Source organism: Pseudoalteromonas sp. S327 (assembly GCF_005886415.1).
In the GTDB taxonomy this organism is placed as follows: domain Bacteria; phylum Pseudomonadota; class Gammaproteobacteria; order Enterobacterales; family Alteromonadaceae; genus Pseudoalteromonas; species Pseudoalteromonas atlantica.
This window is the reverse complement of record NZ_PNDP01000067.1, coordinates 1-25,060: the sequence shown is the minus strand read 5'-3', so window position 1 is coordinate 25,060 and position 25,060 is coordinate 1. Positions and strand designations below refer to the sequence as shown.

The 25,060-nt window shown below is 41.4% G+C and carries 21 protein-coding genes, 2 tRNA genes and 1 other RNA gene; 13 read left to right on the top strand and 11 right to left on the bottom strand.

Going from position 1 to position 25,060, the window contains the following annotated elements; translation table 11 throughout:
* Positions 1-53 precede the first annotated feature (53 nt).
* Positions 54-950, bottom strand: a complete 897-nt coding sequence (locus tag CWB60_RS18400) for a GGDEF domain-containing protein (RefSeq protein WP_064386089.1) — start codon at positions 948-950, stop codon at positions 54-56.
* Positions 951-1,083: 133 nt separating this feature from the next.
* Between CWB60_RS18400 and CWB60_RS18395 the strand changes: the two genes are divergently transcribed.
* Positions 1,084-3,057 (top strand): monovalent cation:proton antiporter family protein, encoded by a 1,974-nt coding sequence (locus CWB60_RS18395; protein WP_138578415.1) that lies wholly within the window; start codon positions 1,084-1,086, stop codon positions 3,055-3,057.
* A gap of 127 nt (positions 3,058-3,184) precedes the next feature.
* Here CWB60_RS18395 and CWB60_RS18390 read toward each other — a convergent pair whose 3' ends face one another.
* A complete protein-coding gene (locus tag CWB60_RS18390; protein ID WP_004586945.1) occupies positions 3,185-4,330 on the bottom strand; it encodes a patatin-like phospholipase family protein in 1,146 nt (381 codons plus the stop codon).
* Positions 4,331-4,552: 222 nt separating this feature from the next.
* Between CWB60_RS18390 and CWB60_RS18385 the strand changes: the two genes are divergently transcribed.
* From CWB60_RS18385 to CWB60_RS18375, 3 genes are all read left to right on the top strand, one after another.
* Positions 4,553-5,428 carry a DUF3014 domain-containing protein gene (locus CWB60_RS18385; protein WP_138578413.1) on the top strand — a complete coding sequence of 292 codons (876 nt, stop codon included), beginning with the start codon at positions 4,553-4,555 and terminating at the stop codon, positions 5,426-5,428.
* A 138-nt stretch (positions 5,429-5,566) separates the two neighbouring features.
* Positions 5,567-5,663, top strand: an RNA gene (gene ffs, locus CWB60_RS18380) — signal recognition particle sRNA small type.
* A 559-nt stretch (positions 5,664-6,222) separates the two neighbouring features.
* Positions 6,223-8,982 carry a response regulator gene (locus tag CWB60_RS18375; protein ID WP_138578411.1) on the top strand — a complete coding sequence of 920 codons (2,760 nt, stop codon included), beginning with the start codon at positions 6,223-6,225 and terminating at the stop codon, positions 8,980-8,982.
* 26 nt (positions 8,983-9,008) lie between these two features.
* Here CWB60_RS18375 and CWB60_RS18370 read toward each other — a convergent pair whose 3' ends face one another.
* Together CWB60_RS18370 and zigA are read right to left on the bottom strand one after the other, a co-directional pair.
* Complete coding sequence (locus tag CWB60_RS18370; protein WP_249318437.1) at positions 9,009-9,581, bottom strand: DUF1826 domain-containing protein; 573 nt, start codon at positions 9,579-9,581, stop codon at positions 9,009-9,011.
* A gap of 105 nt (positions 9,582-9,686) precedes the next feature.
* A complete protein-coding gene (gene zigA / locus CWB60_RS18365; RefSeq protein ID WP_138578409.1) occupies positions 9,687-10,886 on the bottom strand; it encodes a zinc metallochaperone GTPase ZigA in 1,200 nt (399 codons plus the stop codon).
* 216 nt (positions 10,887-11,102) lie between these two features.
* Here zigA and CWB60_RS18360 point away from each other — a divergent pair, with 216 nt between their 5' ends.
* The 7 genes from CWB60_RS18360 to CWB60_RS18330 all read left to right on the top strand — a co-directional run bounded on the left by CWB60_RS18360 (position 11,103) and on the right by CWB60_RS18330 (position 15,935).
* Positions 11,103-12,188, top strand: coding sequence for an alkene reductase (locus tag CWB60_RS18360; RefSeq protein ID WP_064386097.1), 1,086 nt, complete (start codon positions 11,103-11,105; stop codon positions 12,186-12,188).
* A 185-nt stretch (positions 12,189-12,373) separates the two neighbouring features.
* Positions 12,374-13,456, top strand: coding sequence for an RDD family protein (locus CWB60_RS18355; protein ID WP_138578407.1), 1,083 nt, complete (start codon positions 12,374-12,376; stop codon positions 13,454-13,456).
* Between the two features lie 83 nt (positions 13,457-13,539).
* The gene (locus tag CWB60_RS18350; RefSeq protein WP_004586953.1) at positions 13,540-13,791 is read left to right on the top strand and encodes a type II toxin-antitoxin system Phd/YefM family antitoxin; all 252 of its coding nucleotides are present in this window, start codon (positions 13,540-13,542) and stop codon (positions 13,789-13,791) included.
* A complete protein-coding gene (locus tag CWB60_RS18345) occupies positions 13,781-14,071 on the top strand; it encodes a type II toxin-antitoxin system RelE family toxin (RefSeq protein ID WP_029772622.1) in 291 nt (96 codons plus the stop codon). Before CWB60_RS18350 ends, CWB60_RS18345 begins: the two co-directional genes overlap by 11 nt.
* A gap of 86 nt (positions 14,072-14,157) precedes the next feature.
* The gene (locus tag CWB60_RS18340; protein ID WP_138578405.1) at positions 14,158-15,009 is read left to right on the top strand and encodes an alpha/beta hydrolase; all 852 of its coding nucleotides are present in this window, start codon (positions 14,158-14,160) and stop codon (positions 15,007-15,009) included.
* 88 nt (positions 15,010-15,097) lie between these two features.
* Positions 15,098-15,547, top strand: a complete 450-nt coding sequence (locus tag CWB60_RS18335) for an FxLYD domain-containing protein (protein WP_096739335.1) — start codon at positions 15,098-15,100, stop codon at positions 15,545-15,547.
* Between the two features lie 43 nt (positions 15,548-15,590).
* On the top strand, positions 15,591-15,935 hold the full coding sequence (locus CWB60_RS18330) for a 2OG-Fe(II) oxygenase (protein ID WP_138578403.1): 345 nt from the start codon (positions 15,591-15,593) through the stop codon (positions 15,933-15,935).
* 89 nt (positions 15,936-16,024) lie between these two features.
* Here the strand turns inward: CWB60_RS18330 and lnt are convergent, their stop codons facing one another.
* From lnt to miaB, 5 genes are read right to left on the bottom strand one after another with little or no spacing between them, the layout of a single operon-like run.
* On the bottom strand, positions 16,025-17,575 hold the full coding sequence (lnt, locus tag CWB60_RS18325; RefSeq protein ID WP_171036169.1) for an apolipoprotein N-acyltransferase: 1,551 nt from the start codon (positions 17,573-17,575) through the stop codon (positions 16,025-16,027).
* Positions 17,556-18,440: a CNNM family magnesium/cobalt transport protein CorC gene (gene corC / locus CWB60_RS18320; RefSeq protein WP_004589463.1), complete on the bottom strand. Its 885-nt coding sequence runs from the start codon at positions 18,438-18,440 to the stop codon at positions 17,556-17,558. The genes lnt and corC overlap by 20 nt, the downstream gene beginning before the upstream one ends.
* Positions 18,441-18,462: 22 nt before the next feature.
* Positions 18,463-18,921 carry an rRNA maturation RNase YbeY gene (gene ybeY / locus CWB60_RS18315; protein ID WP_024033864.1) on the bottom strand — a complete coding sequence of 153 codons (459 nt, stop codon included), beginning with the start codon at positions 18,919-18,921 and terminating at the stop codon, positions 18,463-18,465.
* Positions 18,922-18,925: 4 nt separating this feature from the next.
* Positions 18,926-19,984 carry a PhoH family protein gene (locus tag CWB60_RS18310; protein WP_064386107.1) on the bottom strand — a complete coding sequence of 353 codons (1,059 nt, stop codon included), beginning with the start codon at positions 19,982-19,984 and terminating at the stop codon, positions 18,926-18,928.
* A gap of 57 nt (positions 19,985-20,041) precedes the next feature.
* Positions 20,042-21,490 carry a tRNA (N6-isopentenyl adenosine(37)-C2)-methylthiotransferase MiaB gene (gene miaB / locus CWB60_RS18305; protein WP_138578399.1) on the bottom strand — a complete coding sequence of 483 codons (1,449 nt, stop codon included), beginning with the start codon at positions 21,488-21,490 and terminating at the stop codon, positions 20,042-20,044.
* Between the two features lie 244 nt (positions 21,491-21,734).
* On the opposite strand from miaB, the gene CWB60_RS18300 reads away from it, so the two are divergent.
* Positions 21,735-22,916, top strand: coding sequence for an FAD-dependent monooxygenase (locus CWB60_RS18300; RefSeq protein WP_138578450.1), 1,182 nt, complete (start codon positions 21,735-21,737; stop codon positions 22,914-22,916).
* A 156-nt stretch (positions 22,917-23,072) separates the two neighbouring features.
* Positions 23,073-24,662 carry a putative bifunctional diguanylate cyclase/phosphodiesterase gene (locus tag CWB60_RS18295; protein ID WP_138578397.1) on the top strand — a complete coding sequence of 530 codons (1,590 nt, stop codon included), beginning with the start codon at positions 23,073-23,075 and terminating at the stop codon, positions 24,660-24,662.
* A 4-nt stretch (positions 24,663-24,666) separates the two neighbouring features.
* Here CWB60_RS18295 and CWB60_RS18290 read toward each other — a convergent pair.
* Positions 24,667-24,741, bottom strand: a tRNA-Gln gene (locus CWB60_RS18290).
* A 39-nt stretch (positions 24,742-24,780) separates the two neighbouring features.
* Positions 24,781-24,865: transfer RNA gene (locus tag CWB60_RS18285), tRNA-Leu, on the bottom strand.
* Positions 24,866-25,060: the final 195 nt, after the last annotated feature.

Here is a 25,060-nt window from a genome sequence, read left to right as displayed (position 1 = left end):
AAAGCTCAGCGGGGGGAAGCTAAGCTTTTATAAATAATAGAGTTATATAAATACTAATATGCTTTTGCGCAGTTGCGCCCAGAGGCTTTTGCCTTATATAAGCCTTTATCGGCTCTAGCAAATATTTCTGTTTCGCAATCTTGGCTATTGGCTAGGGTAAAGCCAATGCTGGTGGTTACTTTATATTTAGACATTAAACTTGAGTTTCTGACTAAGTGCATAATGCGCTCAGCAACCACTTTGTTTGTTGTAAACTCAGGGTCTTCAATAATCAGCGAAAACTCATCGCCACCAAATCTAAACACCGAGTCTGTGCCGCGTATACTGCTACAAAGTACCTGCGAAAATTCTTTTAAAACATCGTCACCTACTTTATGACCATAGTTGTCGTTTACTTGCTTAAAGTTATCTAAATCAAGCAGCATTAAACTAAAAGGGCGCTGGTAACGGCGGCAGTTTTCGAGCTTTTGCGATAACATGTCATTAAATTGGCTACGGTTATTTAACCCAGTGAGCGCATCTTTTGTGGCAAGTTTTAACACTCGGCTGTACATCATTGCGTTACGCAGTGGGTACACAAGGGCGCTGTGCAAGGCACGTAATTTGTTTTCAATCGCTTTACTAATAGGGTATTGGCTAAAGTAAATTAGCTGTCCTAAGTGCTCGCGACCAATAGCTAAATCGTAAGAGTACGGGCTAGTGCTTGTGTTGCTATCTGAGGTTTGTGCAGTACCGAGCGTTGATTGAAACTGCAGCCCTGAAAAGTTAAGTAGCTGTTTGGCAAATTTTGCATAAATAGCCAACACATCTTCTATTACTAGGCTTGTTTGTAGCTCGGTAACTAAATCGTGCGTTGCCGCTGTTTCGTTAGTGTGTGTTTGCTCTGCCGAAAACGGCAAAAAATCGCCGCGCCCAGACACGCGTTGTGTCAAAATATGGACATTTTCCATTAAAATCTTCCCCCAGGGTGTTACTTTGCAATAACTAAGCTATTTTTATGCCATATTTTAAAATTGCTTGATAAACATATGGTTGCTATATTTAAAGTTCATTCCGTAGTTTAATTGACGCTGGAGGCCGAATTTGCAAAGTATAAACGCTCAAATTTTTGGCTTGTTAGTGGCGGCGGTGCTTTTTGTATGGTTTTTTAAGCGCATTGGCTTGCCGCCTATTTTGGCGTATTTAGCAACAGGCGTTTTAGCGGGCAGCCATGGCATTGGTTGGCTTGCTCAATCTCACGAAATAGAGTTTATTGCTGAGCTGGGCATCGTATTTTTACTGTTTAGTTTAGGGCTCGAGTTTTCTATATCGCGGCTAATGGCCATGCGCAATATTGTGTTTGGACTGGGCTCGTTACAAGTTGGTGTTACCAGCTTGCTCTTCATTATTATTTTATATTGCTTAAATTTTAGCTTACTCACTAGCTTTACCATTGGCACAATTATGGCGCTTTCTTCAACCGCGGTGGTGGTTAAGCTATTAAAAGAAACTGGCGAACTAAACCAGCGCCGTGGGCAACTGGCGGTGGGCGTATTACTGTTTCAAGATATTGCCGTTGTGCCCCTACTTATTATTTTGCCATTGTTTGCCTCAAGCGATTCGCAAAGTATTAGTTGGGCGCTGGCATTTGCGCTTACAAAAGGCGCGTTTGTGTGCTTATTACTGTGGGCGATTGGTAAATGGGTGCTGCCTAAAGTATTTAAAGAAATAGCGCAGGTACGAACCGATGAACTGTTTGTGCTTACCACAATTTTGGTGGCGTTATTTGCCGGCTTTTTAACTTACATGTTTGGTTTATCAATGGCGCTTGGGGCATTTTTAGCTGGCATGATGCTAGGAGAGAGCCATTACCGCCATCAGCTAGAGGCTGATATTAGGCCATTTCGCGATATTTTAATGGGGCTGTTTTTTGTAACTGTGGGAATGCAGCTCGATATTTTATTTGTGCTTTCACATGGTTTTGTAATTATTGGCGCGTTATTTGGCTTGTTAATATTAAAAATTACCGTGCTGGCATTAAGTGCCAGATTAATGCATGAGCGCAATCAAGACTCGCTAGCCTGCGGCGTTATGCTGTGGCAAATGGGAGAATTTGGGTTTGTGCTTATTGCTCTGGCAAGTCAGCATGAGTTGCTCAATTCAGAGCAAGCCTCGTTTTTAATTGCCTTAGGGGTGCTTTCGATGGCGCTAACCCCGTTTTTAATTGATAAAACCCCACTAATTTTAAAGCAATTAGGTATTTTAGATCACCCCAGTATGGCGAGGGAGAGCGAGCCTAAAAGTAGCATCTTATATAACGATCACGTGGTTATTTGTGGCTTTTCACGCGTAGGACAAACTATAGCGCGATTTTTAAAACCCGAAGCCATAGATTACGTTGCCATAGAAAGTAACCCTATTTTAGTACAAGAGGGCAAAGCCGCAGGTGAGCCAGTAATATTTGGCTATGTAAAACAAAAAGATATTTTAAAGTGCGCAGGGGTAGAGCGAGCACGCTTAGTGATTATTACCTTTACAGAGCTTGAGCATGCCCACGTTGTAATAGACGCAATAAAGCAACTTGCACCCAACGTTAAAATACTAATAAGAACCCGCGACGACAGCCAATTAAACAACTTAAAAGAGTTGGGTGTTACTGAGGTGGTGCCTGAGTCGTTAGAGGCAAGCTTAATGTTGGTTTCGCATGTGTTGTCGATGTCGGGTGTACCGATGACACGTATTGTGCGCCGTGTTAGTAAAGAGCGCCGTAATCGCTACCCGCTTATGCAAAGTTTTTACGCCGGTTACTTTAAAGATAACGAAGAAACCTCCTCTGAGCGCTTAGAATATTTACACGTAGTTGCGTTGCCAGATCAAGCCTATGCGGTGGATAAAACAATAGACGAGCTTAACTTATCTAAACGCCGCGTGACTGTAAAAGCTTTGCGCCGAGAGGGGCAAGAAATAGACGACCCATCAACCAGCACCACATTGTGCGCAAACGATGTATTGGTATTGCAAGGTAAGCCTAGGCGGGTAGAGCGAGTAGAGCATTACCTACTCGATGGGCTTGAATAAAAAGCATTTTTTTACTGACATAGATGCAAGTTATTAAAATAACACAGGTAGTTGTCCAGCTCAGTTGGTTTTAAAGCTTGCTCTGCGATTAAATAGCCCATAGAACAGGTTTTAAGGCCAACATTAGTTAATCGAGCTCTAAAAATTGGCGTATTTCGGGTAGTTTTTTCATGCCATCTTCATAGCCAATTTGAATTAGGTGCTGAGTGTAGCGTTTTTCAAACAACAAATAGCTGGTTAAACTCGATTGCGAGTGCTTTTTTACCCCAATTGTGCGTAGCAGCAACTTAATTGCCCACGGCATATCGCTGTAGTATTGCGCGGCAATATCGTTAAAGTTTTTTGATGGATTAATAATACAGGTTTCTATTTGTTTCAGCTCTTGATGTTTGTCGCGCGCCGGAAGCAGCCCTAAAGTGCGATTTACACGCTCAAGGCGCTCAAGGTCAGCTTGCATGGTGTCGCTAAATACACTATCGAGTAAATGCCCAGCAACCGCAGAAAGCCCAGGGTAGTGGGGCGAGTAACCCGCCGGATGCGACTCTTTTGGTTGGTCTACCCCAATAATAAATATTTTTTCAGCCCCTAAATGAATGGACGGGCTAAGCGGTGAGAGCTGGTGAATAGAGCCATCGCCAAAATAGTGGTTAAATACATTAACACTTGGAAACACCATAGGAATGGCGCTTGATGCCATTAAATGCTCAACATTAATGCGCATAGGGCGACCTTCGCGCTTGGCACGCTGCCAAGGTGTTTGTGTATTTGACTGAAAAAACGCAACAGAGTCACCGGTTGTATAGCTTGAAGCGGTAATAGAAATCGCTTCTAAATAATTACGGTGTAAATTACGTTCAATGCGGTGCAGGTCTAAAATTTCGTTTAATAAACCGCGCAAAGGGCGGTTATTTAGCAAACTGCCTGGCGGGTGGTTTATGTGCTCAGACTGAAAACTGGTTAAAATATTGCGCGCAATATGGCCAAACACACTTAAAAAGTCGCTTTTGTAGACCATAGACGTTGAAAAGTTTTTCCAAACAGACTCAAGTTTACGCACGGCCAAATGCGCACACGAGGCATAACAGGCCAAAGCTGCAGAATTAATCGCGCCTGCAGAAGTGCCGTTAATAATTCTAAATGGTAAAGGCGCGGTGCGGGGCATACTATGAGCAAGCGCTTTAAGCACGCCCACTTGATAAGCAGCGCGAGCGCCACCACCTGTCAGTAATAGGGCTATTTTAGGTTTATGTGGGTCAACTTGCTGGATTTTCATAGTGGTTTTTGAACTGCTTAACGTCTTTTCTTTATTTATCAACTTTAAGTCTTTAAGCTAGAAGAATCAAAGAATAACTGAGTTACTATGGCTCGTTGTTCTAATTAGTAAGTGTAGGTTTATGTTGTAAAGCCTATATTTAAAGTAGTAGTGATTACCGATAGTGAATTTTTTCCACTCAGCGTACTCTGAGTAATATGCATTTAAATTTATGGAGTTTGTATGTCAGATAAACCAGAAGCGTCAGATGTTCAAAAACGTCCGCCTAAAAACAATTTTTTATTCGCCGTTATTATTTTAATTATTTTAGTGTGTGCCGCTGCGTTCGTCCTGCTATCGCCCACTGACGAGCCAGAAACTCGCACAGAGGTAGAGCAAACACCAAAAGAACAGCCAGTGATGGAGTTAAAGCCAGAAAACGACCCTGTGGTAGATGCGCCATCAGTTAAGCCTGAAAAGCCAGCAGAGCTAAGCGTACCTGCTCAACGCCCAGCTGAGCCAGAGCCGGTTGTAGAGCCATTACCAACGCTTGATGAAAGCGACACCGTAGTGGTTGCCAAAATGGATGAATACCTAAGCGACTCGGTAATGAGCCTAATGGTAACCGACGATGTAATTCGCCGTGGCGTCGTATTTATAGACAATATAGCCAAAGGCAAAATTGCTAAAAAGCATACGCCAGTGGTTAAACCCGAAGAAGAATTTAGCGTAAACGAAGGAGACATTTTAACAATTGACCCTAACAGCTACGAGCGCTATACACCGTATGTAAAAGTATTTACGAGCATGAGCGCCGCCCAAGCTGTGCGTATGTACGAGCAATACAAGCCATTAATTAACAACGCGTACAGTGAAATTGGTTACGGCGATAATGAATTTAATCAAACGCTAGAAGATGCTATTGAGTTATTACTTGATACACCGGAGCCAGAAGGCGAATTACCGCTACTGCGAGACTCGGTTACTTATCAGTATGCGTTTTCTGAATGGGAGCAATTACCGGCTGCACAAAAGCAGCTGTTACGTATGGGCCCAGAAAACATGAAAAAAGTAAAAGCAGCACTGCGTAAAATTAAAGCCGAGTTAGAGCGTAATTAATAGGCATTAAAGGCTGTTTTTAACCGCGATTGTATATGAAGTATGCAATCGCACTTTCTTTTTTGATTATCCCTTGAATAACACACCAAAAGTAGAGATAATCCTTCCCGCGCCAACCAAGGCCCTCAATGGTAGTCTTATTGGTCCTCTCGCAACACTAGCAGGCGAACCTGGTCAGGCCCGGAAGGGAGCAGCCACAGTTTGTGACGTGTGTGCCGAGATGTGGCTGGTAAGACTGCCACCCAAATTCCTCATTTGGGTGAAAATATATTCCTTTTAAATTATTCCTTAGTGACACCGTTAAATATTTAATATTACGAGTATCGATTTTCCACTATTACCGCTCTACCTCATTTTTACATTCACACTGTTTTTATTATTGTCGTTTACTGCACTAGCAGATGAAACATTCACTATTTATGTAAAAAATCAAATTACTTATTTAGCAACGCCAAAGCAAAACTCACATCTACTGAGCTTGGCAATAAATTACAGTCACTCAATGTTTCAACAGTAATACTTATTGTTGATTATTGCGCAGCTCCAGAAGCGTTAGCTAATGCCTATTTAGCAATCGCAAATGCTAAGCCTATGCTTAAGGATATTAAGTTAAATTTAAGCGGCAGTCATAAAAGAGTAAGTGTAAAAACACATAACACGCTTTTTGACAGGGGGTAATGTGTATCTGTTCCTGTTTTATTGCTGCTAGACAACCCTTGCCTTGTACGTAATAATGTAAAAATTACATTAATTTTAACATATAAAGTGTTAACAAAGTGCCCCAAGGTTGATTAATGCCGCAAAGAAGTAAGTGGACACTCGCTGTTTTATTAGGGTTATTAGGCGGGTTAGTAAATCTCTCGCCATTGTATTTTTTCGACAGCTCCGAATTTTTGTTTGGGCAATTGTTTGTTTTATGCAGCTTAGTATTTACTGGGCTGCGTTACGCGTGCCTAAGCCTTGCCATTGTTTCTGGTTTTTTACTTTATAGATGGGGCCATTGTTGGCCGAGTATTGTGTATTTACTCGAGCTTTGTTGGCTTTATGCTTTTTGCTTACGCCGCTCTAAACCTATTCTTCCTCTGGGTAGCGTATTTTGGCTATGTATTGGTTTACCCTTTGTATGGGTTATAGGCCAATTTGTTATTGGCTTGGCCTGGTTAACGCTAATAGTAGCGATATCAAAGTACTTAATTAACGCGCTAATAAGCTTGGCGGTGGTTGATTTAGTTAGTGTATTTGTACCTTACGCCAGCCGTGCGTATCAGGGGAGGCCACTGGCAAAAATTTTAAGCTATGTGGTTAGTGTCATTATTATTTTAGTGGTACTGCTAACCAGTGTAATTTTAGTAAACGATCATCATGCGCGCTTAGAGTATGAAGTAAACGCTCAACTAAAAGAAAAAGCCGAGTCTATTAGCACGCAATTAAATGATTATTTAGCATTTCATAAAAACGCCATTGTTATGAGTAGCGACGCAATAAGTGCGGGCACTGCAAGCGATGTGCAGCTCAAACGATTAATGTCGTTATTTCCAGGCTTTACCACCAGCTTGTATGCAAACCCAGATGGCTTTGTAGAGCTTAGCTCGCCCAGCGATTTAATAGAGGGGCTTAGCCTTGCGCAGCGTAGTGTTAAAGACCGAGCATATTTTACTCAAGCTCAGCAGTTCCCTCTGGGCTATACCAGTGGTGTGTTTCAAGGTCGCGGCCTAGGTAACGAAGCCATAGTGGCGCTGTCGGCACCTATATACCGTAACAATACGTTTTATGGTGTGGTAGAGGGCTCGTTAAAGTTAGACCGCTTAGAGCGCTTTATACCTAACTTATTTGAGTACACGGGCGATTTAGTGGTGCTAGATGCACAGCAAAAAGTGGTATTTAGCTCCCTTGATGAATTTAAAATACTGAGCCATTTTAACGGTGAGGGCTTTAATACCAGTAATTTAGGTGATAAAAACCTATTTCGTTCAACCAAAAACGAGGTGTACCACAGCTCTAGGTACATTGATCCACAAAACCACTGGCAAGTTATTACCTTTTATAATCGTAAGCATTTAAGTATGGCGGTGGCAAAAGCTTGGCTACCCACTATTTTGTTAAGTGCGCTATTGATGCTTATGGTGGTTATTTTTATACACCAACTTGCTAATTTATTAGTGCAGCCAATTACTAGCCTAACTACGCTAATGCAAAGCTTTGGTAAAACCAAAACACATAAGTTTAATACAGACTCAAGCTGGCATGAGGTATTGCAACTACAACAGCAATTTGAATTACTAGCTAATGCGCTTCAGCGTTCAATAGAAAACCTACAAGCCTCTAATATCAGAAACCAAGGGTTAAATACCCAGCTGAGCGAATTTAATCAGCAGCTAGAGGGCAAAGTAGCAGAACAAACCACAGAGCTTAAAAAAGCGGTAAATAGGGCTAATTTAGCCAATGTTGCTAAGTCGCAATTTTTAGCCAATATGAGCCACGAGCTACGCACCCCTATGAACGGTATTTTAGGCATGGGAGAGGTTTTATTGCGCGATAATTCATTAACCGATGAGCAGCGGGAGCTATTAAATACGCAGCAAAAAAGCGCACAAAATTTACTGAAAATTTTAAACGATATTTTAGATTTTTCTAAAATAGAAGCTAACGCCATGGAGATTAGCCCTAGGGCGACTAACCTTGCGCCGTTTATTGCCAATATAAAGTCGTTGTTTTCTCCCATTGTAAGTTCTGATCACGTCGAGTTTATTGTTAGTCAAAGCGACAGGCTGCCAGATTGCGTAAAAGTAGACGACCTACGTTTAAACCAAGTCATTATTAACTTGCTCTCTAATGCGTATAAGTTTACTGAGCGTGGTTTTGTGCGCTTATCGTTTGATTACGAAAACGAGCAACTTTTAATAAGCGTAGCCGATAGCGGCATTGGTATTGAAAAAGATCAGCAGTCGTTGTTATTTAGTGAGTTTACACAAGCAGATGTAGGTGTGGCACGTAAGTATGGTGGCACAGGGTTAGGTTTAGCAATTAGCCAAGGGTTAATTAAAAAAATGCAGGGTGAAATTACCCTCAACAGCGAACCAGGCAAAGGCAGCGTACTTAAATTTTACGTAAGTGCACCTAAAGCACAGTCCAACAAACCAGAGCCCGTTAAACAGCCGAAGTCGTTGCCTAATTTAAGCGATAAAACACTTTTACTGGTTGAAGATAACCCCATTAATCGCCAAGTAATTGCAAAAATGCTAGAGCCTACAAAGGTAAACTTAGTGATGGCAACCGATGGCATAGAAGCGCTAAAAGTACTTGAAGGTAATCGCTTTGATTTAATTTTAATGGATTGCCAAATGCCTAATATGGATGGCTACGAGTGCACCCAAACAATACGAGCTAACGAGGTAAACACAAAGGCACATGTGCCCATTGTTGCTATTACCGCAAACGCCTACGAAGATGATAAGCAGCGCTGTTTAAGTGTAGGCATGGATGACTTTGTATCTAAACCGGTAAATACACAAGGGTTGTACGAAGTAATCGCGAGGGTGATAAACTCCCATTAGTGCAGCGTTTATCACCACAACAAATTTTAAATAAAATCGAGGGTGAGCAACAAGCGTTGCTCGTTTGCTGCCACCGGTGGCGAGCGATGTACAAGCCCTGCGCCTTCGTTTTCATCCCAGTACTCACCTTTAAGCAGGGCAACATCGCCTTGATTTAGCTGATTAATATTATTTAGGCTTTTAAATAAGCCAGACTCTTCATCGGGCTTACCTAAATTACCAGTTCCAAGCTTTGAGCGGTCTACATTGCTGTGATTTAACCACTGCGTTGCGACGCCTTGGTAAGTTGTCACTAATCGGCACGGAATTTTGTCTACATGAAAACGCGGGCACATAGGTTTATCTACTATTTTTAGCCTTAAACCGGCGCGTTTTAAATCAAATAGGCAGCAAAACATTTCAACTAATAATGCTATGTCTTTACACAGCGCATCAGTTTCATCGCGGTTATTATCATCTGGTTTAAGTGCAGTAACTAACTTATCAAACGCATCATCGGGTGATACCGCAAGCTCAAGTGGTTTTATGGAATTAGTGCTAATAAGTGTATTAACGGCATTTGTTAATGTGTTTTCAAGGTCTCTTTGCCAAACAACAATGTTGGTGTCTTCGTTATAAATTTGCGGTAGAACATTGGCATCGTTATCTATAGCTGCTTTTCGTTGTTGGTTGTATTTGCGCTGTTAAAGGGGCTAAGGCGTTCATTATAGTTCCTCCCAAATTGGAAACGGATCGTTGTAGGTTTTCCAAAAATCTTTACCTTTAAGCACGGCTTTTTCTGGCAGTAGGCAGTCATCAAGCGCCTCAATCATGGCTTGTTTATTTAACGACTGACCAATAAATACAAGTTCTTGACGCATATCACCAAAGGGCTCTATCCATTTACTGTTTATATCAGCAAGTAGCTCGGGATCTGTGGGCCAGTCTTTTTTAGGAATTGCTTTATAAAACATGCCAGCAAACCCGTAATGAGCTATACCGCCGGCTTGGCTCCACTGCGCGCAAAATAAAGGGCGCGTTGCGAGCCAAAAATACCCTTTAGAGCGAATGAGCTTGCCAAATTGCTCGGTGTTGTGCAAAAAGTGATAAAACTTTTCAGGGTTAAATGGGCGGCGCGCCGTATAATTAAAGCTGCTAATACCATACTCTTCGGTTTCGGGAATGTGTTCACCACGCATTTCTTTAAGCCAACCCGGCGCTTGTTGGGCGCGTGCAAAATTAAATAAGCCCGTGTTGAGCACTTCGTTAATATTAATATTGCCGTTTGATATAGGAATCATTTTAGCTTGAGTATTAAGCGTATTTAAAATGGCAATAAGCTTATTGAGCTGTTCATTGGTGACTAAATCAGTTTTGCTAATTAAAATAACGTCGGCAAATTCAACTTGATCAACAAGTAGGTCAGCCACGCTTCGCTCGTCGTCTTCTCCTAACGATTCGCCAGTATCTTGTAAGTCGTTTGCTTGTTCATAGTCGGTTAAAAAGTTAACCGCATCAACCACGGTTACCATGGTATCGAGGGTGGCAACATCACCAAGAGAAACACCGTTTTGGTCGGCAAAGGTAAATGTTTCGGCAACCGGTAGAGGTTCTGAAATGCCTGTTGATTCAATGACGAGATAATCAAAACGGCCATCTTTGGCAAGTTTACCCACTTCAACAAGTAAATCTTCTCGTAGTGTGCAGCAAATACAGCCGTTGCTCATTTCGACGAGTTTTTCGTTGCTGTGATTGAGCGATACATCGTTTTTAATTGTGGCTGCATCTATGTTTATCTCGCTCATATCGTTGACAATAACAGCCACTTTTATCCCTTGTCGGTTATTAAGAATATGGCTAAGTACGGTTGTTTTACCAGCGCCTAAAAAGCCTGATAACACTGTGACGGGCAGTTTATTAATCATTTAATTTTACTTACTAATAGGTATTTATTGTTATGTTATATTGTATCAATTAAATTTTCTAGCACTAGCATGACTTTTTAAATAGTTTGTATGTAATGCTTAGCAGAAGAATAAGTAGACACTTTTGCAAATACAACAAAGCTATTTTGTGTTTTTTGCTATTTTTGAATTTATATAGCTGCGCTATTATGAGCGCCATCAAACTTAGGAGGCATTATGACGTTACTTTTCTCACCAATAGAACTTGCAGGTAAAACTTTAAAAAACCGTATTGTTATGCCACCAATGACTCGCTCGCGCTCAACGCAGCCTGGCGACATTGCCAATGATTTAATGGCCACTTATTATGCGCAGCGAGCAAGTGCTGGGTTAATAGTAAGCGAAGGCACACAAATAAGTGAGCTGGGTAAAGGCTATGCCTGGACACCAGGTATTTACACAAACGAGCAAGTAGCAGGTTGGCGCACGGTGACCAACAAAGTGCACGATGCTGGTGGCGTTATGTTTGCGCAGCTTTGGCATGTAGGGCGCGTAACTCACAGCGATAACACAGGCGGTGTGCAGCCTATATCCGCATCGGCCATTGCTGCAAAAGACGTAAAAGTATTTGTAGATACTAACGGCGAACCTGGCTTTGTAGATACTCAGTTACCGCGTGAAATGAGCAAGCAAGATATTGAAAATGTACTAGGCGAATTTCGCCAAGCGGCTAAAAATGCAGTAGACGCAGGCTTTGATGGCATAGAGCTACACGCCGCTAATGGGTATTTAATTAACCAATTTTTAGACTCGCAATCAAATGCCCGTACTGATGAATATGGCGGCAGTGTGCAAAATCGTTTGCGTTTTTTAACAGAGGTTGTAAATGCAGTAAGCGATGAAATTGGTAGTCAAAAAGTAGGTGTAAGGCTTGCACCACTTACCACGCTTAACGGCACGGTTGATGATAACCCAGAGCAAACATATTTAGCCGTTGCTCAAGCACTAAACGACGCTGGCGTGGGCTACATGCACATTGCTGAAGCCGACTGGGATGATGCCCCTTTAATGAGTGTTGAATTTAAACAGGCTATTCGTAAAGCGTACAGCGGCGTATTAATTTATGCAGGTAAGTATACTAAAGAACGTGCCGATGAAGCCCTAACACAAGGCTGGGCCGACATGATTGGCTTTGGTCGCCCGTTTGTGTCTAACCCAGATTTACCAGCACGTTTAAAGCAAGGTAAACCGCTAAATAGCCACAACCCCGACACCTTATTTGGTGGCGCAGAGCAAGGCTATACCGATTACCCAACCGCTTAATTATTATAAATAAAGTATTTTAAGGGCTGCATGTATACAGCCCTTTATTTATGCTAGTAAATCAATAGCTTTAACTTGAGCTAATACCAATTCGCAAAATAGATCACTTAATTAAGCGGATTGATATAAAAATAAAAAGCGCGTAAGTTAAATAGCTTACCCATTTTAAAAACATAAAAATAAAAATGAAAACCAAAGAGATAGAGCAACTCGCGTTATCAGACTCTGAAACCAAAGACGTGATCACTCCGTATGCCTTTAAAATTGACCAAGCGTTATTAGGTATTCCATTAGCTAGCCCAATTAAACGTGCAATGGCGATGACTATTGATGTTACTTTAATATTTATGGCCGCTAAGCTAAGCGCCACTTTAATTGCCTTTGTGGCTGCCATGGCTTTTTATAAAGGCACTGCGCAGCAATATCTTCCAAAAATGTCCTCGTTTTGGCGCAGAGCCTTAAAGCTTTTTGCCGCGAGCTTTTTATTTGTAAGTTCACTAACTGTACTCTCGTTAGCGATTGATTTTTTTGAAGGCGATACTGTTATTCAAACACCTCAACTAGAAAAAACACAGCAAAACGATGAGCTAAGCGAGCATGATAAAGCAATAATACGCACTTATTTAACACAAACAGACGACGATAAAAACTGCGATGACGCTTGCCAAAACGTTGCTCGAGCAAATTTAGTTGGCCAATTACCAGCGCTTACTGAAATTGAAGACGTTGGAGGGATTGAAGTTACGCGCACATTATTGCACTTAATGGCCATATCTGATGATGAGCCCGTTGCGGCAGATGATTTTAAAAATAATGAGACAGAGCGAGAAAGCATTTCGGGCGAAGTAACTCGTAAAAGCAATATCACAGAAAAAGCTGAAACTAAAAGCGAGCAAACCAAACCTGTCACCAGCATTTTGCAGTGGGGTAATGGCATTATTCAAGACCTCGGCCTTGGTTTTGGCTGGGCGGCCGTATACTTTACGTTGTTCTCATTATTATGGCGCGGACAAACCCCAGGTAAAAAAGTATGTAATATTCGGGTGGTTTCACTAAATGGCGAGCCACTAGGTATGCTTGATTGTTTTGGCAGATACGGTGGATACGGCGCCGGTTTTGCAACAGGTTTATTAGGCTTCTTACAAGTGTACTGGGACCCAAACAGGCAAGCTATTCAAGATAAAATATCAGCGACCGTAGTTATTCAGGGCAGTGTGAACCAGGTTGTAAATGCACAAACGGTACAAGAGATTTTAAAAACTACTTAGAAAATAAGCAATTATAAAATATATAGCTTTAGATAAAAAAAGGGCTAAAATAAGGTCTTAATTTAGTTCTTTATAGGTGTTATATGAGACAGGTTTTAGCTGATTGTTCGGCAAGTATTTCAGAACTTAAAAAAAACCCAACCGCGCTTTTAAATGAAGCTGATGGCGCTGCAATAGCCATATTAAATCATAATAAGCCTGCAGCTTACTTGGTGCCTGCACAAATGTATGAGCAACTTATGGAACAATTGGATGATTATGAACTAACTAAAGTTGTTGAGAGCCGCAGAGGCGATTTATCTCAAGCGGTTGAAGTTAGTATAGATGACTTATAAGTTAAAGTTTTTACCAGCAGCCTTAAAAGAGTGGGAAAAACTTGCGCCACCACTTAAAAGCCAGTTTAAAAAGAAACTTGCTGAGCGATTAGATAATCCGCATGTCCCAGCCTCTAAATTACGCGGCTTTGATAATGTTTATAAAATAAAATTGCGTACGGCAGGGTATCGCCTTGCTTACGAAGTTATTGATGACGAAGTTGTGGTGTATGTACTCGCAATTGGTAAACGCGATAAAGATGCAATATATAAAAAGTTAGCCTCAAGAACTAAGGAATAGCTTAGCAATAAAAGCGGTGTTTTGATTGTTGAAAGAAGGGCGGGCGTTTCTTCTTGGTTTGCTATTAATTTAATACAAGGATATGTATGAAAGTCTTATCAATAATATTTTTATATTTATTTTTTACAATAAATGTAAATGCCTCAGAGCCTATTACTTTAGCCAAAACCTATCAGCTTCAGTCTGTTATTTTAAATGAACAACGCAGTTTTAGCGTTTATTTACCACCAAGCTACAATGAAAACCCCAATCAAGTATACCCAGTTATTTACTTGCTCGATGGTGACCAAACACACCTAAAAGCTGTCGCTGGGCTAGTCGAGGCACTTAGTACTCAGCGGCTTGAGAAGCAAATACAACAAGCAATTATAGTAGCCATTCCTAATAGTCAAAATGCGATAAGAGAGCGTGATTTTACCCCAACCAATGTTGATTGGACATTTAACGGTAAGCTTCTAGAAAAGTTTGAAAATATTGGCAACGCCTCAAATTACAGTGCCTTTTTTGAAAAAGAACTTATTCCTCTCATTAATAAAAATTACCGAACATCAACTAAACGCGTATTAATAGGTGAGTCCTTCGGTGGCTTGTTTGCAAGTTATGTATTACTTAGCAACCATGCGCTATTTACAGATTACTTAATAATTGATGCAACCTACCTGTGGGATAATAACTACCTAAACCATTATTTTGATGAGAAACAACTTATAAATAAGCCGCTTAATGGCAATGTATATTTTACCTTTGCAAATAATGACGAAGCGTTTGGCGAAATTGGTAAAGCAAATTATCAATGGGGTGTAGCGTTTGCTAAAAAGTTAAAAGCGCACCCAAGCAATAATCTAATTATTAATCAACGTTACTTTAAAGATGAAACTCATGGCACAGTCGCTGCGCTTAGTTGGTATTATGGGTTAAAAAGCTTATTAAAAAGGTAAACTTTAACTTATAAACTTGGTAGAAAAAAAAGGGTTGCTTTGGGTATATTATTTACTAAATTCAGTGGGAAAATTAAAAGGGAATTAAATGAGTAATAATTTTAATGAGATTATAAAGGGTTTTTTTTGGGGAGCAGGGTTTGTAATAGCAACTCTAGGTGGCATCAGTGTATACGCGCTCACAATAGCTGCTGAGGTGGAGAGTGGATTTAAAGAGCAGGTTTCTAATAAAACATTAGATAGCACGTCTGATTTAAGTAATGATTACAAACTTACCCTTTCTGATATTTTTAAAGAAAATGGGCGCGTAAGAATAACTGCAGAGCTAAAAAATATAACCAACGAAAGCATATATGCTGCTGGAGTAATTGCTTCTACATTTGATAAGAATGGCAAATTTGTTGGTAATTGTTTAGGTAAAAGCGATGACATATTTATAGAACCGAATAAGAGTAGCTATATTGATATTCATTGCAATCTACTAAGACCACAGGCGAGCAGAGTACATTCTGCCAAACTGAAATTTAAGTGGTTTTGATATTCTTTCTAAGGGATTTTCAGAACAAGTGAAAGTGTAGTTTATGGCAAATAAATTATTTAGTTGGCAACGTGGGCGACAAAAGTCGGGTTACGATAAAATGTTATTGTGCTACATGCTTTTCCCTTTTAAATTGGATGCATACTTAATTAAATTCCCGCAGGGCAGTGAAATAAAGCCGCATACCGATGAAGTTAAAACTGGCAGGCACTTTAGGCTTAATATTGTATTGAAGCATGCCGCTAGGGGTGGTGAGTTTATGTGTGAAAACCCGATTATAAATTACAGTCGAATTAAACTTTTCAGGCCCGATATTGAGCGGCATCAAGTATTAAAAATAGAGCAAGGTACTCGCTATATTTTAAGCATAGGTTGGATCAAAAAGTAATTATTGTAGGTTGGGTAGAGCGAAGCGAAACCCAACAAAAAACACATTTCTTTTTAATAGCTGTTTTTTACACAGCTATCAACTTCCATTCACTTTCTAAACCTAACCCCAATTCCACCGATCATCATCAACACCACAAATCCCCATACAAACACATTGCCGTATTGGCTGTACACGCTGTCGCCTTGTATAAGATTTATATCGGCTTTCATGGTCGCAGCTTCAAACTGTGGCATGGTTTGTTGTGTGTGGCTTATTGGGTCGTATACGGCGCTTACGCCATTGTTGGTAACACGTACCAGCGGGCGTTGTAACTCTAATGCGCGCATGCGGGCTATTTGCATGTGTTGTAATGGCCCAATGGAGTCGCCAAACCACGCGTCGTTACTTACGGTAAACAGCAAGTCAGAGTCGCTTTGGTAATTACCGCGTACTAAATCGGCAAATACTATTTCGTAGCAAATCGCAGGTAGCAGATTAAATCCATTGGCGCGTAAGTTGTTTTGCACTCTATCGCCACGCGTAAACGATGACATAGGTAAATCAAACAATGGCGCTATAGGGCGTAGTATATCCTGAAATGGTACAAATTCGCCGATAGGTAACAACTGGTGCTTACGGTAGCGGTTTTTGTCTAGGTAGCGATAATGGCCGTGCTCGTCGTTGTGCTCTTTATTACCTACCACAATAAGGGTGTTGTAAATGGTTTTGGTGTCGAGCTGGTAGTCAACAATACCGGTAACTAACGCGGTTTTATTAAACGACGCCGCGCTGTCTAAGTTGGCTAAGTACGTGTCGGCAAGGGCTTCTATTTCGGGCACTGCGGCTTCGGGCCATACCACTAGGTCGGCATCCCAATGTGGGCGTGTTAGGTCTTGGTACTTGCTCATGGTGGTCCAAAACTCACTGGGTTCAAAGCGCAGGTGTTGTTTAATATTACCTTGCACCAATAAGGTCGACATTTCTTTGCCAGAGTAGCGATTATTACCTGAATTTAATGCGCCAATAACAAGTAACGCTAAAGCGGCTGCGCTTATTAATGGGGTTTTAAAATCTTTTTGGGTGAGCCTGTAAAGGGCAAAACCAATGCCAACACAGGTAAGCGTTAAGCCAAATTCGCCAATATAAGGGGCAAGCAGCCTAAGCGGGCCATCTGTTTGTGTATAGCCAAAACTTAGCCATGGAAAGCCGGTCAGTAAGTGTCCACGTAAGTATTCACTAATGGCTATAGTGGCAATTAGAAGTGCCCCCATGCTTTTAGGGCCACTTGCAAAGCGAGTTGCAGCCCAAAACGCGAGTGCTGGAAACAGGGCTAAATATGAGCACAGTAAAGCCATTAACGAGAGCGATGCTATAAGCGGCATGCCGCCAAAGGTGGCAATAGATACATGCACCCAGCTAATACCCGCGCCAAACCAACCTAAGCCAAATATAAAGCCATATTTAGCAGCGCTTTTTGCGTGTGTTTTACCTGTGTTGTTTGGGTTAATACAAAAAATAATGGCGGCAATGCTAAAATATGCGATGGGCCAAATTTGGTAAGGGGCGTAGCCAAAAGTTAAAATAAGGCCCGCAACCAGTGCGAGCCATGCTTTTTTATCTTTTACTAACAGGGTGAGTTTAGTTAGTAGTTTCTTCACTGTCGTTTTCATCAACCTTAGGAACGGTGACTTGCAGTTGTAAAATACGACGGTTATCAGAATTAGTTACTTTAAACTGATAGTCGTCTATTTCAATTGTTTCGCCGCGACTTGGCATATGGCCAAATGCGTGTAGTACCGTGCCGCCAATGGTGTCGGCTTCATCGGTGCTGTAACCTGTTTTAAAGTACTCGTTAAAGTCATCTACAGGTGTGAGCGCTTGTACTACGTATACATGCTTAGCAAGTTGGCGAATATCTTGTTGATCTTCTTCTTCGTCGTGTTCATCTTCGATTTCGCCGACAATTATTTCAAGAATATCTTCAATGGTGACAAGGCCCGATACACCGCCGTATTCGTCAATTACAATAGCCATGTGGTAGCGTTGCTGACGAAATTCATTTAGTAGGGTGTCTACGCGCTTGCTTTCTGGCACTACCATGGCTGGGCGTAAATATTCGCGCAGTGAGGGTAGGTGCTCATCTTTATTTAAAATAAGCGGCAGCAAGTCTTTTGCGAGCAAAATACCTTCAACGTGGTCTTTGTCTTCACACACCACCGGAAAACGCGAGTGGGTGGAGTCGACCATCATGGGGATCAAATCTTCAAGGGGGCTGTCGACCTCAAGTGTGACCATTTGTGAGCGCGGGATCATTATATCGCGCACTTTAAGCTTGGATACACCAAGCACACCTTCAATCATTTCTTTGGTTTCTGGGTCGATTACGTCACGCTCTTGCGCGTCGGCAATTACTTCAACCAGCTCTTCTCTATTCTGGGGTTCCCCTTGCAACATTTGGGCTATGCGGCCCATCCACGTTTTGCCAGAAGAACCCTGGCTAGATTGCGAGTTATCGTCGCTCATTGCGTCTAAATGCTCCGTTAAATTAAATTTCGTCCCGGTATGGGTCAGCTATGTTTAGCTCTGCAAGTAATTGCTTTTCTATGCTTTCCATCTCAAAAGCGTCTTCACTCTTTATATGGTCAAATCCAAGTAAATGCAAGCATCCATGAATAACCATATGGGCAAAGTGGTCATGAAATGACTTTTCTTGCTCGATTGCCTCGGCCAATACAATGGCTGGGCAAATTATTAAATCACCTACTAATGGCAAATCAATGCCTGGCGGTGCTTCAAATTCGAACGACAACACGTTGGTTGGTTTATTTTTACCACGGTAGTCGTTGTTTAATTGTTGTGATTGGGCTTCATCGCTTATAACGATGCTCAGCTCCGACTCATCACGAAACTTGCTCAGGGCTTTATCGGCCCACAGTGCAAATTGTTCTTCGCTTGGGAGGTTGTCAAACTCACACGCTATTTGTAAATCTAATTCGGTGCTCACGGTATTACTCATTAGTTGAAGGCGGCTGTTGAGCGGCAAGTTGCTCTTTGGCTTTTTGTTTTTCTATACGCTTTAGTCGCTCGCTTTCGTCATTGCGCTCGTAGGCTTCGACAATACGGCCAACAACAGGGTGGCGAACAATGTCGTGCGATTGGAAAAAGTTAAAGCTAATTTCTTCAACATCGCTAAGTACTTCTATTGCATGACGAAGGCCTGAGCGCGCACCGCGTGGTAAATCAACTTGTGTTATATCGCCCGTTATTACTGCTTTAGAGTTAAAGCCTATACGGGTTAAAAACATTTTCATTTGCTCTGCGGTGGTATTTTGGCTTTCATCTAAAATAATAAACGCATCATTTAGTGTACGGCCACGCATGTAAGCAAGTGGGGCAATTTCAATAATGTGTTTTTCAATAAGCTTTTCTACTTTTTCAAAGCCAAGCATTTCAAATAGCGCGTCGTAAAGAGGGCGCAGGTATGGGTCTACCTTTTGGCTTAAATCGCCTGGTAAAAAGCCCAGTTTTTCACCGGCTTCTACCGCTGGGCGGGTAAGTAATATACGACGTATTTCTTGGCGCTCTAGAGCATCTACTGCGGCTGCAACTGCTAGGTATGTTTTACCTGTACCGGCAGGGCCAATCCCAAAGGTAATGTCGTGATGCAAAATATTAGCAACATACAAACCTTGGTTGTCATTACGCGGTTTAATTACGCCACGGCGGGTTTTAATAAACATTTCTTTGCCGTACGCACTTTGCGGCACTTCTTGTTCTAGGGCTTTTGATTCGGTAATGGCTAAATGTACGTTGTCGGGCTCTATTTCACCAATTTCGCCACGAACAGGTTGAGTATCAACATAAAGGTTTTTTAAAATGTCTACGGCCGCGGCACTTGAGTGCAGTTTACCTGTTACTTTAAAAAAGTTGTCGCGGTGGATTATTTCAACACCTAGGCGGCGTTCAATTTGTTTGATGTTTTCGTCAAACGGGCCACATAAAGAAGAAAGGCGTTTGTTGTCGGCAGGTTCTAAATAAATCTCTAATGTTTTTAACTGATTACTCAAAATTACTTCCTATTCGGGTGCGCCAGTAAGGGTCACTGGCGCAATGAATTTATACAACTACGGTACGAAAGTAGCTACGCCAATTTCGTTGGTTGTATCGATTTTTGGCTCAACGCTTGCAGCTTTTGTTAAAATAGCTGAAGGAGCAATATCACGACGTAAGTTCATTTCTGATTCTGTACGAATTAAATCGCCACGTAAAGAGTTTGGTAACGCTTCGGTAATACGTACATCAACAAACTGGCCGATCACTGTGTGTGGGCCAACAAAGTTAACTACACGGTTGTTTTCGGTGCGGCCACGTAATTCCATTGGGTTCTTTTTAGAAGGCCCCTCAACTAAAATACGTTGCTCTGTATCAAACATTTGGCGGCTAATTTGTTGTGCCATTTGCGTAATACGGTTTTGTAGTAGGTATAAGCGCTCTTTTTTCTCTTGCTCTGATACGTCATCAGGTAAGTCGGCGGCAGGCGTACCTGGACGCGCACTGTAAATAAAGCTAAAGCTCATATCAAAGCCAATGTCGTTAATTAGGTTCATCGTGGCTTCAAAGTCTGTTTTGCTTTCACCTGGGAAACCAATAATGAAGTCTGACGACATGCTTAAGTTAGGGCGAATTTTACGCAGCTTACGTATTGTTGATTTGTACTCAAGCGCTGTATGGCCGCGTTTCATTAAATTAAGAATACGGTCTGAACCACTTTGCACAGGTAGGTGTAAGTGATCAACAAGCTCTGGTACATCAGCGTACACATCAATAATATCTGGCGTAAACTCTACCGGGTGCGAGGTGGTGTAACGAATACGGTCAATGCCATCAATCGCTGCTACGTAACGGATTAAATCTGAGAAGTAACAGATTTCGCCATCGTGTGTTTCACCGCGGTATGCATTTACATTTTGACCAAGCAGGTTTACTTCACGTACACCTTGCTCGGCAAGTTGCGCAACTTCTAATAATACGTCATCTAATGGGCGGCTAACTTCTTCACCACGGGTGTAAGGTACAACACAAAAAGTACAGTACTTAGAACAACCTTCCATTATTGATACAAATGCAGACGGGCCTTCTGCTTTTGGCTCTGGTAAACGGTCAAACTTTTCAATTTCTGGGAACGAAATATCAACCACCGATGAACCTTTGTCGCCTTGCACTTGTTTAATCATTTCAGGTAAACGGTGCAATGTTTGTGGGCCAAAAATAACATCAACAAACGGTGCACGCTGGCGAATAGAGTCACCTTCTTGAGAGGCAACACAACCACCTACACCAATAATTAAATCTGGCTTGTCGTCTTTTAATAACTTCCAGCGACCTAATTGGTGAAATACTTTTTCTTGCGCTTTTTCACGAATTGAACAGGTGTTAAGTAAAATAACGTCGGCGTCTGCTGCTTCTTCCGTTAGCTGGTAGCCGTTGGTTGCATCTAAAAGATCAGCCATCTTCTGAGAGTCGTACTCGTTCATCTGACAACCCCAAGTTTTGATATGCAGCTTTTTGCTCATTGAAATATAGCCTCGTGTTCAATTCGGTAGTGGCACAAAAATGTGCTTAAAACGGGATTAAGGAGCAAGGTTGCTCACTTAAAGGACGCGTATTTTAGCTGGATACCCGCCCAGATCCAAGTATAGTTTTCATGTTTGTGATCTCAAATCAATACACAGGCAGTTTAATAGTGTGATAGTTATATACTCTCGCACTAATGCGGCGAGTTACGGTACAATCAAAACAGTTTCACGTATTAACCAAATGATGAAAAACATGACTCAAAACAAAGTGATTGTTGTAGGCGCAGGGATGGTCGGTGCGGCCATGGCCATAAAGCTTGCACAGCAAGGAAAATCAGTACAAATAATAGAAAAAAAACTGATTAACGCCGACGCCATTTTAGCAAGTGATCAGGTAGATATACGGGTATCGGCTATTAACCGTTTTTCAGAAAACCTGCTGGACGAGCTAGGGGCTATGCCTATTTTAAGGCAAAATCGATTAGCACCTTACACGCAGTTAGAAGCATTTGAGCGCGGTGGCGACAACCTATTATTTGATTGCGCCGATATTAATACTTCGCACTTAGGTCATTTAATTGAAAACAATTTAATACAAGCAAGCCTTTGGCAGCAGTTTGCGCATTATAATATTGAGGTTATTGAACAATCAGCACCTTTAAGCGCTATTGAGCAAGACACAACGTCAATCACCCTCATTTATGGCGATACCCGTTACACTGCTGATTTAGTTATTGCAGCCGATGGCGGGCAATCGCAGCTACGTGCAAAGGCAAATATTGGTGTAACAGGGTGGCAGTATCAGCAGCACTGCATGGGCGTACTAATAAAGCTAGATGCGCCGCAGCAAGTAAAAACGTGGCAACAATTTACCCCTACAGGCCCGTTAGCCTTTTTACCTATGCAGGCGCCATACGCTAATTTAATTTGGTACGACAGCGCCAATACCTTACAAAACTTTAAAGGGTTAACGGCTGAGCAAATTAAAGCGCATGTTTTAAATAAGTTTCCGCTTCTTGCAGGGGATTTTGAGGTACAAAGCCATGCGGTATTTCCGCTTACCCGTCAGCATGCAAATAATTACTCTAATGGGCGTTTGGTGTTAGTGGGCGATGCGGCTCATACAATTAACCCACTGGCTGGGCAGGGCGTTAATTTAGGCTTTCAAGATGTGGTATCACTCGCACAGGCACTTGAAGATGCTGATGATATTGGTTGCCCGCTAAAACTAAAAGAATACGAGCGAAGCCGCCGTAATGCCAACCTATTAATGATGAGCATGATGGATGCGTGTTACTTTGGTTTTTCTAACCAAATTACGCCACTAAAATGGGCACGCAGCCAGTTTTTAAAAATGGCTAACAATACCGGTCCTTTAAAAAACTGGGTATTAAAATACGCCATTAGTGGGGAGCTTAATTAAATCTACTTAAGTGATTGGCTAAATTAATAAATGCACAGCCAATCACTCCCTTTCTTATGCCACTTGGGCACCAGCATAGTTGTCACTATTAATTTATTCCGTTATTGCGTTTTTTTGCCATACTCAAACTACTAACCAATTAAAAGTTGTGTGTTTGTGGATAATTTTTTTATTTTTATACTCATTGTCGGCGCTTTGCTATTAACGCTGAGCATTGTGCCAACAATAAAAATTTGTAAAAAAACTAACCGTGTTTCGTGGATTTTGCTACTGGCGCTTATTTTTAGCTTTATAGTGGGTTATTGGTATGTACTTTATTATTTTGTAAATAACGATATAGCCGGATTTATTGCTATGAGCGTATCGCTAATTTTATTTGGCGGGGGCGCTTTTGTTTATTTAGTTATTCAGCTCAGTTATAAAAGTATTTTAAAAATAGACCGCTTTGCAAAACGTCAACGAACCCTTGCCGAAAACGACAGCTTAACTGGTCTCCCTAATCGAAAAAAGTTTTTTCAGGTGCTTAACAAACAAGTTAAGTACGAGCCTTCGTTTTATTTAATGCTTATAGATTTAAACCGCTTTAAATCGATTAATGACTCATACGGCAATAAAGTAGGGGATATGCTGTTAAGCATTTTTTCAAAAACACTCAGCCATAATATTGTGGGAATAGCCAAGCTGTACTGTTTAGGTGGCGATGAATTTGCACTTATTGTTGATAGCTCAGCCAATGAGGCAATTAATTTATGTATTGAAGCAATAAAAAAATCAACTAAACACCCATTTCATATTTACGAGCATAGCTTACGTGTACACGTGACTGTGGGAATAACAACCTTTGCGAATCACTCGTCGCACGCTAATGAGCTATTAAAGCAAGCAGACTTAGCACTGCATGAGGCTAAAGACACACAGCAACTGTATGTACATTACTTTGAGGCGCTGAGCACCCGAGCAAATGAGCTTTCAAATATGACCTCACGTATTAAGCACGCCATTAAAAACCACGAATTTGAGCTTTATTTACAGCCTATTTTTGATGCCAGAGCCGATGAAGTACATGGTGCAGAGGCATTAATACGCTGGCCGCAAAGTGATGGCTCTTTTATTAGCCCAGAGGTGTTTATTGGCATTGCCGAGCAAAGTGGGTTGATATTAAATATTTCTAAATGGGTGCTACTAGAAACAATAAAGCACTTAAAGGTGTTAAAAGCAGCTGGGTTTATAGGTTCGTTGCATGTAAACCTTTCTACTAAAGATTTAGAAAGCCCGGAGTTTTATGAGTTTGTTGAAGAACTAGTAAAGCATGATCCAACGCTAAGCGACGCAATTATTTTTGAAATAACCGAATGCGCCATGATGACAAACCTAGAAGCCGCCCGCACAATGATGCAAAAACTAAATAGCAGAGGGTTTGAATTTAGTGTAGATGATTTTGGTACTGGTTTTTCTTCTTTGGTATTACTGCGAGAATTACCAATAAGCCAAATAAAAATAGATCAGTCATTTATAAAAGACATGCTGACTCAAATAGCAGATTACGCGATTGTTGAATCGACATTGTTTTTAGCGACGCGACTTAATTGTAAAGTGGTGGCAGAGGGGATAGAAGATAACGATCTTAAACAAACATTAACGCTAATGGATTGTGATTATTTACAAGGGTATTATTTTAGCAAGCCAGTAAACATTAATGAGTTTATACACAAATATGCTAATGAGGAAGAGTACAGGATAATATAGAAATTGGCTGGGATACCAGGATTTGAACCTGGGAATGCCAGGATCAAAACCTGGTGCCTTACCGCTTGGCGATATCCCAACGCTAAATTTGGAATAGTTTTAGTTCTAGATAAGAACATGGTGCGGAAGGAGAGACTTGAACTCTCACATCCTAAGATACTGGAACCTAAATCCAGCGCGTCTACCAATTCCGCCACTCCCGCATTTAACATATACAGGTGTTAATGTATTGGAACCTAAATCCAGCGCCTAATTCAAGACAACTGCTAATTCCGATACTCCCGCATATGGTCATTCTTTTAGCAATTTCTTTGGTAGAAGAAATTGGCTGGGATACCAGGATTTGAACCTGGGAATGCCAGGATCAAAACCTGGTGCCTTACCGCTTGGCGATATCC